The sequence below is a fragment of the Acinetobacter sp. SWBY1 genome (genome assembly GCF_002946595.1).
GTDB lineage: Bacteria > Pseudomonadota > Gammaproteobacteria > Pseudomonadales > Moraxellaceae > Acinetobacter > Acinetobacter towneri.
Genome location: NZ_CP026616.1, coordinates 2,868,438 through 2,882,721 on the forward strand (window position 1 = coordinate 2,868,438; position 14,284 = coordinate 2,882,721).

General features: G+C 42.3%; 14 protein-coding genes and 3 tRNA genes. 7 read left to right on the forward strand and 10 right to left on the reverse strand.

What is annotated here, in order from left to right:
- The first annotated feature begins 129 nt into the window (after window positions 1-129).
- From glnA to C3Y93_RS13835, 4 genes are all read left to right on the forward strand, one after another.
- On the forward strand, window positions 130-1,545 hold the full coding sequence (gene glnA, locus C3Y93_RS13820; protein WP_171287402.1) for a type I glutamate--ammonia ligase: 1,416 nt from the start codon (window positions 130-132) through the stop codon (window positions 1,543-1,545).
- 207 nt (window positions 1,546-1,752) lie between these two features.
- Window positions 1,753-2,241, forward strand: coding sequence for a chorismate--pyruvate lyase family protein (locus C3Y93_RS13825; RefSeq protein WP_004971911.1), 489 nt, complete (start codon window positions 1,753-1,755; stop codon window positions 2,239-2,241).
- Between the two features lie 14 nt (window positions 2,242-2,255).
- Window positions 2,256-3,134 carry a 4-hydroxybenzoate octaprenyltransferase gene (gene ubiA, locus C3Y93_RS13830; protein WP_104853203.1) on the forward strand — a complete coding sequence of 293 codons (879 nt, stop codon included), beginning with the start codon at window positions 2,256-2,258 and terminating at the stop codon, window positions 3,132-3,134.
- Between the two features lie 196 nt (window positions 3,135-3,330).
- Window positions 3,331-3,588 (forward strand): hypothetical protein, encoded by a 258-nt coding sequence (locus C3Y93_RS13835; protein ID WP_004971904.1) that lies wholly within the window; start codon window positions 3,331-3,333, stop codon window positions 3,586-3,588.
- 16 nt (window positions 3,589-3,604) lie between these two features.
- Here the strand turns inward: C3Y93_RS13835 and C3Y93_RS13840 are convergent, their stop codons facing one another.
- The 7 genes from C3Y93_RS13840 to C3Y93_RS13870 all read right to left on the reverse strand — a co-directional run bounded on the left by C3Y93_RS13840 (window position 3,605) and on the right by C3Y93_RS13870 (window position 6,710).
- Complete coding sequence (locus C3Y93_RS13840) at window positions 3,605-4,048, reverse strand: DUF2726 domain-containing protein (protein ID WP_004971902.1); 444 nt, start codon at window positions 4,046-4,048, stop codon at window positions 3,605-3,607.
- A gap of 78 nt (window positions 4,049-4,126) precedes the next feature.
- Window positions 4,127-4,202, reverse strand: a tRNA-Asn gene (locus tag C3Y93_RS13845).
- Between the two features lie 117 nt (window positions 4,203-4,319).
- The gene (locus C3Y93_RS13850; protein ID WP_004971899.1) at window positions 4,320-4,622 is read right to left on the reverse strand and encodes a hypothetical protein; all 303 of its coding nucleotides are present in this window, start codon (window positions 4,620-4,622) and stop codon (window positions 4,320-4,322) included.
- 217 nt (window positions 4,623-4,839) lie between these two features.
- Window positions 4,840-4,915, reverse strand: a tRNA-Asn gene (locus C3Y93_RS13855).
- A gap of 6 nt (window positions 4,916-4,921) precedes the next feature.
- Window positions 4,922-4,997: transfer RNA gene (locus tag C3Y93_RS13860), tRNA-Asn, on the reverse strand.
- Between the two features lie 146 nt (window positions 4,998-5,143).
- Window positions 5,144-5,770, reverse strand: coding sequence for a superoxide dismutase (locus tag C3Y93_RS13865; protein WP_026438302.1), 627 nt, complete (start codon window positions 5,768-5,770; stop codon window positions 5,144-5,146).
- Between the two features lie 181 nt (window positions 5,771-5,951).
- Window positions 5,952-6,710, reverse strand: coding sequence for a Nif3-like dinuclear metal center hexameric protein (locus tag C3Y93_RS13870; protein ID WP_004971895.1), 759 nt, complete (start codon window positions 6,708-6,710; stop codon window positions 5,952-5,954).
- 167 nt (window positions 6,711-6,877) lie between these two features.
- On the opposite strand from C3Y93_RS13870, the gene C3Y93_RS13875 reads away from it, so the two are divergent.
- Complete coding sequence (locus C3Y93_RS13875) at window positions 6,878-8,056, forward strand: trypsin-like peptidase domain-containing protein (RefSeq protein ID WP_004971893.1); 1,179 nt, start codon at window positions 6,878-6,880, stop codon at window positions 8,054-8,056.
- 350 nt (window positions 8,057-8,406) lie between these two features.
- On the opposite strand, the gene C3Y93_RS13880 is transcribed toward C3Y93_RS13875, so the two are convergent.
- From C3Y93_RS13880 to C3Y93_RS13890, 3 genes are all read right to left on the reverse strand, one after another.
- Entirely contained in the window at window positions 8,407-9,393 is a 987-nt protein-coding gene (locus tag C3Y93_RS13880; protein ID WP_004971891.1) for a Tim44 domain-containing protein, read from the reverse strand.
- A 115-nt stretch (window positions 9,394-9,508) separates the two neighbouring features.
- A complete protein-coding gene (gene radA, locus C3Y93_RS13885) occupies window positions 9,509-10,900 on the reverse strand; it encodes a DNA repair protein RadA (protein ID WP_104853204.1) in 1,392 nt (463 codons plus the stop codon).
- Between the two features lie 156 nt (window positions 10,901-11,056).
- Window positions 11,057-12,412: an alanine/glycine:cation symporter family protein gene (locus C3Y93_RS13890; protein ID WP_104853205.1), complete on the reverse strand. Its 1,356-nt coding sequence runs from the start codon at window positions 12,410-12,412 to the stop codon at window positions 11,057-11,059.
- Between the two features lie 359 nt (window positions 12,413-12,771).
- Between C3Y93_RS13890 and lptM the strand changes: the two genes are divergently transcribed.
- On the forward strand, window positions 12,772-13,011 hold the full coding sequence (gene lptM, locus C3Y93_RS13895) for an LPS translocon maturation chaperone LptM (RefSeq protein WP_004971884.1): 240 nt from the start codon (window positions 12,772-12,774) through the stop codon (window positions 13,009-13,011).
- 25 nt (window positions 13,012-13,036) lie between these two features.
- Entirely contained in the window at window positions 13,037-14,281 is a 1,245-nt protein-coding gene (gene lysA, locus C3Y93_RS13900) for a diaminopimelate decarboxylase (RefSeq protein ID WP_004971882.1), read from the forward strand.
- Window positions 14,282-14,284: the final 3 nt, after the last annotated feature.

Genomic DNA, 14,284 nt, shown 5'->3' on the forward strand with positions numbered 1-14,284 from the left:
TTTAAATGATGTATTCTCATACGGAATTCATGGTTTTAGCTTTGCTTTTAAAAGTTGGTACGCTAATTGCTTAATAACTGCCAACTACTAACACGCACTTTCGGGTGCAACAAAAAACATCGGAGCAAAATGAGCATGGCGAACAAGGTCCTTCAACTCATCCAAGAAAGTGGTGCAAAATGGGTCGATTTCCGCTTTACAGATACTAAGGGTAAAGAGCAGCACGTAACTTATCCTGCAGACAGTATCGATGAAGATACCTTTGAAGACGGTAAAATGTTTGATGGTTCTTCAATTGAAGGCTGGAAAGGAATCGAAGCATCAGACATGATCTTACGCCCAGATGCCAACACAGGTTTTATTGACCCGTTCTTTGCAGAACCAACAGTGGTTGTAACGTGTGATGTTATCGAACCATCGACAGGTCAAGGCTATGACCGCGATCCACGCTCTATTGCTCGCCGTGCTGAAGAATATTTAAAATCGACAGGTATTGGTGATACTGCTTTCTTTGGCCCAGAACCAGAATTCTTTGTATTTGACGAAGTAAAATGGGACATCGATATGTCTGGCGCGCGCCACACATTAATCGCTGAAGAAGCTGCATGGTCTACAGGTAAAGACTACGAAGCTGGTAACTCAGGTCACCGTCCACGTGTGAAAGGCGGTTATTTCCCAGTACCACCAGTAGATTCTTCTCAAGATATGCGTGCAGATATGTGTGCAAAAATTGAAGAAATCATGGGGCCTGGTCGTGTAGAAGTACATCACCATGAAGTTGCATCTTGCCAGTTAGAAATTGGTGTGAGCTTCAATACTATGGTGCGTAAGGCTGACGAAGTGCAACAGTTCAAATATGCAGTTTGGAACGTTGCGCATCAATATGCAAAAACTGCAACCTTTATGCCTAAACCAATGGTAGGCGATAACGGTTCAGGTATGCACGTACACATGTCTATCTCTAAAGATGGCAAAAACTTATTCGCAGGCGATGAATACGCAGGTTTGTCAGAAATGGCGTTGTACTTCATTGGCGGTATTATCAAACATGCCCGCTCTTTGAACGCGTTGACTAACCCATCGACCAACTCATATAAGCGTTTAGTACCGCACTTTGAAGCACCAATTATGTTGGCTTACTCAGCGCGTAACCGTTCTGCATCTATTCGTATTCCTTACGTGTCTAGCCCGAAAGGCAAACGTATTGAAGCGCGTTTCCCTGATCCAATGATGAACCCGTACTTAGGTTTTGCGGCATTGTTGATGGCGGGTCTTGACGGTATTCAAAACAAGATTCACCCAGGTGAAGCTGCAGATAAAAACTTGTATGACCTTCCGCCTGAAGAAGAAGCAAAAATCCCAACTGTGGCACACAACCTAGAAATGGCGCTTGATGCTTTGAAAGAAGATCACGACTATTTATTAAAAGGTGGTGTATTCACCAAAGACATGCTTGATGCTTATATCGAATTGAAAACTGAAGATGTACGTCGTTTGAACACGACCACTCACCCAGTTGAATTTGATATGTACTACAGCTTGTAATACATCAAAAATCTTAAATTTGAAAAACCCGCTTCGGCGGGTTTTTTGTTTTAGATGGTGCAATCATGGTTTTGAATTGGCATGGATTTTATCAAAATATAAGAATTCGCTTAATTTTTTTGGATAATTGCAGGGAATTGCGCCATCGGTCACAAAACTTTGCCTAAATTTGGGCTACACTAGGCTATCTTGTTAAGGTGGCGGAACATGCGAACACAGCCTATTTTTCCCAAGCAGGCAAATCTGCCTTCTGAATTAAAAACATGGCTATATGCAGCAGGTTCTTTGACCCAACAACTGACTCAGCTCGCAGGCGGACAATTTAAAGTTGAACCACTGCAGCAATCTTTTCAGCGTTTAAATTTACAAGATGCCCAGTGGATGCAAATGCCACATTGGCACACTTCATGGGTGCGTGAAAGCTATTTATATGGGTGTGATGAACAGCCATGGGTCAAAGCCAAAAGTATTTTTCCGATTCTAAGTTTGCAAAGCAAAGCCCGTTTATTTCAGCATATTGGCAATAAACCCATTGGCTGGTTTTTATTTCAGCGTACCAATCCGTTGTGTCAAAGGCGTGTGGTTTTGCTCGATGAAGGCTGGACACGACAGAGTTGCTATACTTGGCATGGCTGTAAATTTATTGTCCAAGAAACTTTTTTACCGCGTTTTGAGCAATTTATTCAACAACATTAAGATACGAGATTGGTATGGCATTGGTACAGCAGATCACGTGGCGTGAGCGTTTAGAAGCATATTATTATTTGTGTCGTTTCGATAAACCGATTGGCACAGAACTGGTGTTTTGGCCAACCATGTGGGCCTTGTGGATTGCTAATCAGGGCATGCCGTCTATCGGGATATTAATCCCTATGATTCTGGGCACAATTTTTATGCGCGCTGCAGGCTGTGCCATTAATGACTTTGCTGACCGTAAGGTAGATGGTCATGTAGAGCGTACCAAAACACGTCCTTTAGCCACGGGTGTGATTAGTGCCAAAGAAGCCATTTATGTATTCTTAGGTTTGGTTGCACTAAGCGCAGCCATGTTGTTATTTTTACCAATTGAAACTTTCTATTGGTCATTTGGGGCATTATTTTTAGCGTTTATTTATCCATTTATGAAACGCTACACTCATTTACCGCAAGTGTTCTTGGGAGCGGCATTTTCATGGTCTATCCCTATGGCTTATACCGCTGTAGGTGCAACGCCTGATCTTACTTGTTGGTTATTGTATTTTGGCAATTTGGCGTGGACTGTGGCTTATGACACTCAATATGCAATTACAGACCGTGAATATGATTTGAAAATTGGGGTGAAATCTACCGCAATTTTATTTGGTCGCTATGACATTCAAATTATTTCATTGTTGCAAGCGGGCAGTGTACTTTTGATTGGTACGGCATTGTGGTTAGAAAATTTACTGATTCCGTTTGGTTTAGCGGCATTACTGGTTGTGGTTGCAGACTTTATATACCAATGGAGTAAAACCAAAGATAAAGACCCGCAACGCTGTTTTTGGGCATTTCGTCATAACCGTTGGGTAGGGCTGATTATTTTTGTGGGAATTGTATTGGCTTTAATGTAAATATTTCTGTGCGATAAAAAACTGAGCAAAGCATCTGATGGTAGTTTGGTCAGGTGCTTTTTTATTCGATCGCTGATCAATTTTTGCTGTTAAAAATTAAACTGAGCATTAGAACGTGCGTACTTATGCACAAAGCACAATCAGCATTATTCTGATATATTGAGCCTCATTTTGAAGTTTGAATTAGGAATAGATGATGTCACAGTCTGAACAGCAAGCACCTGCAAAAAAGCCAAGCCTAAAAAAGATGATTTTCTTGGCAAGCTTAGGTTTGTTGATTCCTATTTTCTTGGTTAGCATGGCATTTTTAGCAGTTAATAGTGATGCTAAAAATCAGGAAAAATATAAACAACAGCAGGCAGAAATTATTGCGCGTATTGAAGCGCGTGAAGCTGCAGAACAACAAGCGAAGCAGGCCAGTCAGATACAAGCCGCTTCAGAAGCTACACCTTAATATCGAGTTGATGATTTCAGCTCAAATCTGATTGCAATTGTCTGATACTCGGAATTTCGGTGTATCGGACAACGCGATAACCTGCCTCGTGAAACATTGCATCCCGTTCTGCATCTTCCTGTTCTTTGCCAATATGTGAGGGGTCATCTAACTCTATAATTGCAATGACCTGCATTTCTGCATTTAAGATCACAAAATCAGTCACTTTACGATTAAACAGCGCACGAATTTTATAGTGGTTGTTGGTGATTAATGCGCTAAACGCCACTTGCGCCAAGATGTGATGCTCAGGAAAAGCTTGTTTTAAACGCATAAACATTCTGCGTTCAAAAGCAGTCATCATCGGTTTAGGATAAAAGTTTTTCTTGGGGAAAAATAATTGCTTAAAAATTAAGATAAACAGGGCAAGGCTAGCCAAGCTGCCAATAAGCAAGAAAGTCGATTGACTGGATTCAAACATAGATGATGCGGTGTCGTTAGACCCTAAACAGCAGGAATAAAAAACCCACGTCATAATGCGTGGGTTTTTTAAGAATTTTGGCTCTCCCACCTGGGCTCGAACCAGGGACCTGCGGATTAACAGTCCGTCGCTCTACCGACTGAGCTATGGGAGAATCTGACACGCATTCTATGTGGGTATCTGTTTTTGGTCAAGCTGGAATTGAAAAAAAACCGTAATTATAGATTAACTGCTTTAAAAATAATCATCTAGCTTTGTTTCAACGCAGTTTTTAGAGTGCTTGAATGGCTTTTATATAATCTTCGCGTGTCTGTGGTGGGTTGGTTTTACGACATAAGTTAATTAATTGCAGCATCTCTTGCTGAGTCATTTCTGTTTTCACTTGGCTTTGAATTTGTTTTAAGGTGGCTTGTTGTTGTGCGTTCAGATCACGACTGCATTGATACAGACGTTCATACATGAGTGTCGCAGCAGTTTTATTGCTTTCAGATTTTTGCGTACATTGAAAAATTGCAAAAATCACCACAATCAGAATTGTCCAAAAAATCAGGGATTTTAACCAAGGCGCTTGCATGGGCTTTCAAGTTTTATTGTTGTTGATGAACCTAAGTTAGCGAAAAAATAGAGTCATCACAAGAGGGGATAGCCCGATCTTCACTGTATGGTTTTAATTTTGATTTAAGGGGAGAGTGAGGCCTGTTCCATTCGTTTAGAACATCATATCCACTATAAAAACAATAAAAATTGCAAAAAAAAATCCCACGTCATACTGCGTGGGATTTTTAGAATCTTGGCTCTCCCACCTGGGCTCGAACCAGGGACCTGCGGATTAACAGTCCGTCGCTCTACCGACTGAGCTATGGGAGAATAGATTGGCTCTCCAACCTGGGCTCGAACCAGGGACCTGCGGATTAACAGTCCGTCGCTCTACCGACTGAGCTATTGGAGAATCTGTGGGGCATTTTAGGGATGAAAGTTTAAGTCGTCAACACGTTCATCATCAGAAATGTATTGTTTGCTTTATAAATATTCATTTCGTCTGCAAAAATAAAAAAACTGCCCATAAAGAGCAGTTTTTCTACAGAAAAATAGAAATTATTTTTCTACACCAGCATCTTGACCTGCGTATTTCGCATTTGCGTAATCCCAGTTTACAAGGCTTTCTAAGAAAGTTTTGATGTAAACAGGACGTGCATTACGGAAGTCGATGTAGTAAGCGTGTTCCCAAACGTCAATCGTCAATACTGCAACTTTGCCGTGCGCCATTGGTGTGTCAGCATTTGAAGTTTTCATAATAGAAAGTTTGCCATTCACTTCGTCAGCTACTAACCAAGCCCAACCTGAACCGAATTGAGTTGTTGCAGCAGCAGCAAATTCTTCAGCAAATTTTTCGTAAGAACCGAAAGCTTCATCAATTTTAGCAGCCAAAGCACCAGTAGCTTTACCACCACCGTTTTTCGCCATACAGTTCCAGTAGAACGTGTGGTTCCAAACTTGCGCTGCGTTGTTGAATACACCAGCTTTAGCTGCATCGCCTGCAGTTGCTTTGATGATTTCGTCTAAAGTTTTACCTTCAAGCTCCGTACCCGCGATCAAGTTGTTCAGGTTCACAACATAAGTGTTGTGGTGTTTGTCGTGGTGGAATTCTAAAGTTTCTTTGCTGATGTGTGGAGCAAGATCTTCGTAACCGTATGGTAAAGCCGGTAAAGTAATGGTTGTCATGTTTTCAATTCCTTGCATTTTGCTGGGTTTTAACATTAAGTGGCTCTATTGTAATAGATTTCGAGATCAAATTGCGCATTAGGTATAAATAACCATACAGAATAAGACTCGAATGTATACATCTAAAGACTATGTTAAACACAGATGTCATTTGAGTGAAATCGTTGGGTGAAACGGTGTATTAAATTGGGTTATTTAATTCAAAATAACTATACTCAATATTAAACTGTTCTGAAATAGCTTTTGCGAGTCGTTGTACACCATAGCGCTCAGTCGCGTGATGTCCGCAGGCATAATAATGCACGCCTAGTTCTTTGGCTTCATAATAGGTGCGTTCACTGACTTCGCCCGAAATAAAGGCATCACAACCTTGTTCTGCCGCTTTGCCAATAAAATCTTGTGCTGCACCCGTGCAGAACCCTACTTTTTGAATCTGACTTTTTTCGGCAGGAAGATGAATGGTTTTAAAGCCTAAACGCGCTGTGAGATAGTCACGAAATTCGGTTGCGCTCATGGCTTGCTTTAAAAAACCAATATTACCAATAGGATGACGTTCACTCGGGTCTAGGGCTTGCAAATTTTCTAATGCCAAACATTCAGCAATGGCAGCATTATTGCCTAGACTTGGGTGTGAATCGAGCGGTAAGTGATAACCCACCAAAGAAATATCATGCTGGATTAAACTTTTGATGCGTTTACCGCGCATGCCTGTAATTGGGTAAGGTTCGCCTTTCCAAAAATAGCCATGATGTACCAACAGTAAGTCTGCATTTTGGGCAATAGCAGCATCAATAGCCTCTTGAGAGGCAGTCACTGCACATAAAATTTTTTGAACTTCAGACTTACCTTCAATTTGTAAACCGTTGGGCGCGTAATCTTTAAATTCATGTGTATTTAAAGTTTGATCACACCATTGAATAATTTCTTTTAGCTGCGCCATAACTTTCTCAAATTGCTCATATTTAGCCAATATCAAAACATATTTTGTATTGTAACTAAAGCAAGACAAAACTCTTGGGCTTTTTTATGTTTCTATTTGTGTTTCGTTTTACAATAGCTCATTCAATGACTTAATCATCAAAAAAAATTTACTTAGAGGTACAAAACGTGCGCCGGACCTTTACCTGGTTACCTTGGGTGTTACTCATTCTGGTTATTATTGGCTTTGTGACTTGGCAACAACTGCAAAAACCGAAAGCGCCTGTGGCTGCCGATGGGGTCAAAATGCCTGCCGAGAAAGTTGAACCATTAATTGATACAACACGGACAGGTGGGGTGGTGTCGTATAGCGCTGCGGTTAAAGTGGCAGCGCCTGCGGTGGTAAATATTTTTACCACACAAAAAGTGAAACAAATGGATCATCCATTGTTAAATGACCCTGCATTTCGTGAATTTTTTGGCAATCAGTTACCCGATCAATTTAAGCAAGGCCCAAATGAAAACAGTTTGGGGTCTGGGGTCATTGTTCGTCCAGATGGTTATATTTTAACGAATAATCATGTGATCGCGCAGGCTGAACAAATTGTCGTGGCTTTGCACGATGGACGCCGTGCGGTTGCAAAAGTTGTTGGAACTGACCCAGACACAGACTTAGCGGTCATTAAAATTGATCTAGAAAAACTGCCTGTATTGCCATTTAAACTGAGTGGCAATGAAGTGGGCGATGTCGTACTTGCGATTGGTAACCCATTTGGTGTGGGACAAACCGTGACTCAAGGGATTATTTCTGCGACAGGACGTTCTGACTTGGGTATTAATACCTATGAAGATTTCATTCAAACCGATGCAGCAATTAATCCAGGTAACTCAGGTGGTGCATTGATTGATGTGGCAGGGAATTTGATTGGGGTAAATACGGCAATTTTCTCGCAATCAGGTGGTTCATTGGGCATCGGCTTTGCAATTCCTGCACAAGTCTGTCAGCAGGTTTTAAACTCGATTTTAAAAGATGGACGTGTGGTTCGTGGTTGGTTAGGTATTAGTTTGTTGCCTGTGCAACAAGACAACATTTTAGAACCTGCACAAGGCGGTGTAGTGGTTGCTGATGTACTGCGCGGTGGCCCAGCTGCAGAAGCTGGTTTAAAACGTGGTGACAAAATTTTAAAAGTGAATGATGAAGCGATTACTTCAACCTCGCATTTAATTAATTATGTTGCTGCACAAGCACCGCATACGACGGTGACTGTTTCAGTTGAACGTGGTGAAGAAGCCTTAGATTTGGAAGTCGCAGTCGGTGAGCGCAAAGTTCAAAATACCGATAAGCAATTTATTCCATTGCCTGAATAATAGATTTAACAGTAACAATTTAGCCTTGCCCGTTTGCAGGGCTTTTTTGTTGGCTAAGTAAATGGAGATCGACTGGAAATAACCAAAGTGATACGGATAACGTGATTTGATTTATCTCTGGGTAGATACAAAGAGAAGGTGGGCTAAATAAACTGTATTGATGAATGATGATACTTTTTGATAGATCTAATCAATCGAGGGTTTGGTTTTGTGTGGCAAGTGTGGATGTATTCGGTGTTGATGTCTTAGAAGATTTAAACGTGCTGTTTAAACATGATGGGTCTCAACTTAGATAAAGAAAGGCATAAAAAACAGCAACCGAAGTCGCTGTTTTTCTAGATCCATTGAAATTATTGCTCTTGCTGAATACCTGCCACTAACCAGTCTTGATTAGAGCCTGCAGGTTTTACAAAGTGCCAAATTTCTGTAAATGGTTGCGGTAAACTGTTCAGGTCTTCGCTGACTGTACCTGTAAAGCGTACACTTATGACATATTGACCATTTTCAGTTGCAGAATCGACCACCATGGCATTCAAGTTAGAAAACTCTGCTACATCTTGGTCTTGGTTTGCCATAATGTCCTGATACATCGACTGATATAAATCAGGAGTTAAATAACGCTGAATTTCTGCGATATTACTGGCTGTGTTCATAGACTGAATATGGTTAAAACGCTGACGCGCTACACGTAAAAAGGTTGCAGGCTCTGAACCATCAGGCAATTGATTGCCACTGTTGGTATAAGCTGCACCAAATGGCGCGTTATTATTGGCAGCTTGACCAAAAGGCGCTTGGGTAGAAGCGGCAGACCCCCCAACAGATTGACCAAAAATATTGGTATTGTCGTTACGTGGCGCTGCAGCAGGTGGTGTTTGCGCAAACGGTGCCTGATTGGCACCGCTATTTGGCGCATACGGATTAGGCGTTAGTTTTTTTTTTGCGCCCATCTTACGGAAAATGAAGAAGGCAACAGCAGCAGCGAGTAAAATCCAAATCCAGCTTGGAATACCGCCTTTTTCCTCTTGCGCTTCGGCAGCACTTGCAGCTTGATCATCGGCCAAGGCATTGGCAGCAACCGCACCAATTGCCGCACCTGCAACACCTGCAGCAACCATACCACCTACGCCTGGACCAGATTTTTGCTGTGCTGGTGCAGTTGTTGGTTGTTGTGCTGGCGTTGTTTGACGAGGTTGTTGGTAAGACTGAGTTGGAGCAGCCGAACGACTCATGCCATGGCTTTTACCGCCACCTGCACGTTTTGCTTCTGCTGCTAACGGAGCTACCAATAAAGTCGCTGTGAGCATTGCTGCGATCAAACCACGCTGTCGAACTTCCATCAAATTTTCCTATATTAAAATAAAGTTAAGCTGTGTATTTATGCAGGCATTTGCTGCGAATTTCAATATAAATATGATATTTTTTCTTGAAACTGAAAAAATATCATCCAAGGATTTAACCTAAGTTTTCACTTAAATTCATGGCTTCAGTTAAGGCTTCATGCAAACGCGCCACCGCAATAATTTGCACACCTGCAATGGCTTTTTGTGGGGCATTGCCACGCGGCACAATAATATATTTAAATCCGTGTTTAATAGCTTCTTTTAAGCGTTCCTGACCATTTGGTACTGGGCGGATTTCACCCGATAAACCGACCTCACCAAATACTGCCAATTGTTGTGGCAGGGCTTTGCCACGCAAGCTAGAAGCACAGGCAAGTAGTACAGCAAGGTCTGAACCTGTTTCAGTAATTTTTAAGCCGCCGACCACATTCACATACACATCTTGCCCTGAAGTTTGTACGCCGCCATGCCGATGCATCACCGCCAATAGCATATTCAGACGGTTTTGTTCCAGACCTAAAGCCACACGTCTAGGCTGACCATGTGCATCATCCACCAAAGCTTGTACTTCAACTAAAAGTGGTCGCGTTCCTTCGCGGCTAATCATGACAATAGAACCTGGAATTGCCTCATCATAACGGCTCAAAAATATCGCAGATGGATTGGCAACCTCGCGTAAGCCTTTATCGGTCATGCCAAAAACGCCCAGTTCATTCACTGCACCGAAACGGTTTTTGACTGCTCGAATCATACGGTAGCGTGAGTCTGACTGTCCTTCAAAATACAAGACGCAATCGACCATGTGTTCAAGGACGCGCGGCCCCGCTAAAGCCCCTTCTTTGGTCACATGACCGACAATAAACAGCGCAGTGCCACTATTTTTAGCAAAACGAGTCAGCAAGGCAGCTGATTCACGAATTTGTGAAACACCACCTGGAGCAGACTGCAACGTTTCGGTATATAAAGTTTGAATCGAGTCCAGAATGGCTACCGCAGGGCGTTCATGCGCCAAAACTTCACAAATCCGTTCGACACAGGTTTCTGCCATGACTTTCAGTTGATCGGTGGGTAAGTCTAAGCGTTGAGCGCGTAACGCTACTTGCGAAAGAGATTCCTCACCTGTGATATATAAAGCGGTGTTATTGGCAGCCGCCATGTGAGTCGCAGTTTGTAGCAAAATGGTCGATTTACCGATACCAGGATCTCCACCAATCAGTACCACAGAGCCCGTAACCAAACCGCCACCCAAAACACGGTCAAATTCCCCAATGCCTGTTGTTAAACGGGTTTCGTGCGATACAGACACTTTATTAAGCGTGGTAATGGCGGCCGCTTGTCCTGCATAGCCACCGCCCATTTTAGGTTGGGCACGATGCGTCACCGCAGGGGCAATACTGACCTCATGAAGTGAGTTCCATTCCCCACATTCTGAACATTGACCTGCCCATTTAGGATGATCTGCACCACATTGTTCACAGCGATAGACACTTTTTACTTTTGCCATAACCCAGTCATTGCATCAATTAAAAACTGACTACAGCATACAGAGGAATGTTCGCGAAATGAATGTTATCTGGATTTTTCATGGAAAATCATACAACCACGTGGGTGATTGTATGATTTATGATTTGAACGGAATAATTCAATGAATTGGGCTTATTTAATACAACTCGCCAGATTTGCGCTTCGCAATAAAGTCTTTAGATTCTTTGGCAATCACACCAGACAGTAACAACAAGGCAATTAAGTTTGGTACAGCCATTAAACCATTAAAGGTATCGGCAAATAACCAGACTAAATCTAGGGTGGCGATGGTGCCAATGAACACTGAAGCAATATAAATTAAGCGGTAAATCAACACGTATTTTTCGCCGAATAAATAAGTACAGCATTTTTCACCATAATAGCTCCAACCGAGAATGGTGGAATAGGCGAAGAAGATGATCCCGAAAGTGACGACCCAACCACCAAAGCCTGGCAATAACTGGTCAAAAACCTGTGTGGTGAGTACAGCACCTGTTGCACCACCAAAGCTATTACCTGCCATAATGAAGCCCATTACCAAAACAATCCCCGTGATGCTACAGACAATAATGGTATCAATGAAGGTACCTGTCATAGACACTAAACCTTGACGCGCAGGGTGGTCGGTTTTTGCAGCCGCAGCAGCAATTGGGGCAGAACCCATCCCTGCTTCGTTGGAGAATACGCCACGTGCAACCCCGTAACGAATTACTGCACCAATTGCACCGCCCGCAACTGCTTCACCAGTAAAGGCATCACGGAAAATTAGCTCAAATGCAGGCACGACAAGGTGTAAATTATTCAGGATAATAATTAAACCGCCTGTAACATACAGAATGGCCATAATCGGAACAATCACCGAAGATGCTTTGGAAATCGAGCTAATTCCGCCCAAAATCACCAATGCAGAAAATACGGTAATTACCACGCCAGTAATCCAAGTTTCTACACCTAAGCTATTTTCAACTGCTAAAGCTACGGTGTTGGATTGTACTGAACTACCAATTCCAAACGAGGCGACTGTGCCAAAAAAGGCAAAGATAATCGCGAGCCATTTCCATTTTAGTCCGCGTTCAATGTAGTACATTGGGCCGCCTGACATTTGCCCTTTTTCATTTTTAATACGGTATTTAACCGCCAAAACACCTTCACCATATTTGGTCGCCATACCAAACAGGGCAGTCATCCACATCCAAAACACTGCACCCGGGCCACCGAGGACGCAAGCCGTTGCAACACCTGCAATATTTCCCGTACCAATGGTGGCAGAGAGTGCAGTCATCAGTGATGCGAAATGTGAAATATCGCCTGGTTCTTTTTGCGCTTTGTCATGTTTGCAAAAGACTTGTTTAAAAGCCAGAGGCAGCATGCGGAATTGCCAGAACAATAAACGGAAGGTAAGGAAAACACCCGTTCCCACAATGAGAATGAGCATATATGGACCCCAGACCCAGCCGCTTAAGGTTTCCATGATCGATTGTAAATTTTGCATAAATTTCTTCTTATAAACGCAGTGTTATAAATGCTTAAAATTGGCTGTAATTGAACAGTTGTAAAAATTAAGCAAGTGATATGCCAGTCTTTAAAACTTCCTGTTAAAAGAACTTGGTTTTAAGCACGTTATATTTTTTGCATAGTTTTTAGATTTTGACAATTGATGCCTTGAAATAAAATTGACTTTATCTGTGTCAGAAGTCGCAATTTTTCAGACCTGATAAGGTCAATCTATGTCAGCAGAATAGTAAGTAAGCTAGAATTTTTACTAAGCTCAATATAATCTCTCTGCATTAGCACTTTGGTCGCGGCAGTGATCGCGTTATACTTCATCGAAAATATTTTATAGGTGGTCAGATGCGTACCGTCATTTGCTGCATGAGTGTTTTGCTTACAACAGTGGTTTTGGTCGGTTGTGGTCAGTCAGGTACATTACAGTTACCCAATGACCCAAATTACGACAAACGCGCAAAATATTTGTTATATCCAGATGCTGCGCCTAAACGTGCAACGCAATCGGCAACATCGTCAGACACAGCCGTACCTGTGCAACAGCAGTTTGCTGCACCTGCTGCATCTACATCGACTACACCTTAACGCTTTCTAGATAAAGGATACATTCATGAGTTTTACCCGCATTCAAGGGGTTTTGCACGCCGAGCAATGTTCGCTACAACAACTCGCACAGCAATTTGGCACACCACTCTATGTTTATTCAAAAGCGACTTTTGAAAAGCATTATTTAGATATGGATCGTGCTTTCCACTTTATCGATCATCAAATTTGTTTTGCGGTAAAGTCAAACTCGAATCTTGCGGTATTGAATGTATTGGCTAAGTTGGGTGCAGGTTTTGATATTGTGACAGGCGGTGAATTGGCGCGTGTTCTCAAAGCAGGTGGTGATGCATCGAAAATTGTTTTTTCAGGTTTAGGTAAAACTGAAGCCGATATTCAAAAAGCGTTGGAAGTTGGAATTGCCTGCTTTAACGTAGAATCGCATGCAGAATTAGACCGTATTCAAAAAGTTGCGGCAAGCATGAATGTCAAAGCACCAATTTCATTACGGGTTAACCCAGATGTCGATGCCAAAACCCATCCTTATATTTCTACAGGCTTAAAAGAAAACAAGTTCGGGATTCCGTCTGATTCGGTATATAGCACTTATGAATATGCGGCTTCTTTAGCAAACTTAGATATCGTTGGAATTGACTGTCACATCGGTTCACAATTGACCGAAACACAACCGTTTGTCGATGCTTTAGATCGCGTGATTGTGATGATTGATACCTTAAAAGAAATGGGTATTCAGCTCAAACACATTGATATTGGCGGTGGTTTAGGGGTGACTTATAAAGATGAAACTCCACCAACGGTTGAAGAATATGCCAATGCTTTACGTCCCGCTTTAGAAAAGTTAGGTCTTAAAGTGTATATGGAACCGGGTCGTAGTATCTCTGCCAATGCGGGCGTGCTGCTAACAAAAGTTGATTTACTCAAACCGACCAATCATCGTAACTTTGCGATTATTGACGCTGCCATGAATGACTTAATCCGTCCTGCGTTATATGAAGCATGGATGGACATTCAGCCCGTAACCCCACGTACTGATGTTGAAACGCTAGAGTGGGATGTGGTTGGTGCAATTTGTGAAACAGGTGATTTCTTGGGTAAAGAACGTCAGCTTGCGATCAAAGAAAATGATGTTTTAGCTGTAATGGGTGCGGGCGCATACGGTTTTGTGATGAGTTCTAACTACAACAGCCGTGGTCGTGCAGCTGAAGTCATGGTCGATGCAGATCAAGCACATTTAATTCGTGAACGTGAAAGCATTGAATCGCTGTGGGAAAGAGAGCGTTTATTGCCATAAGGG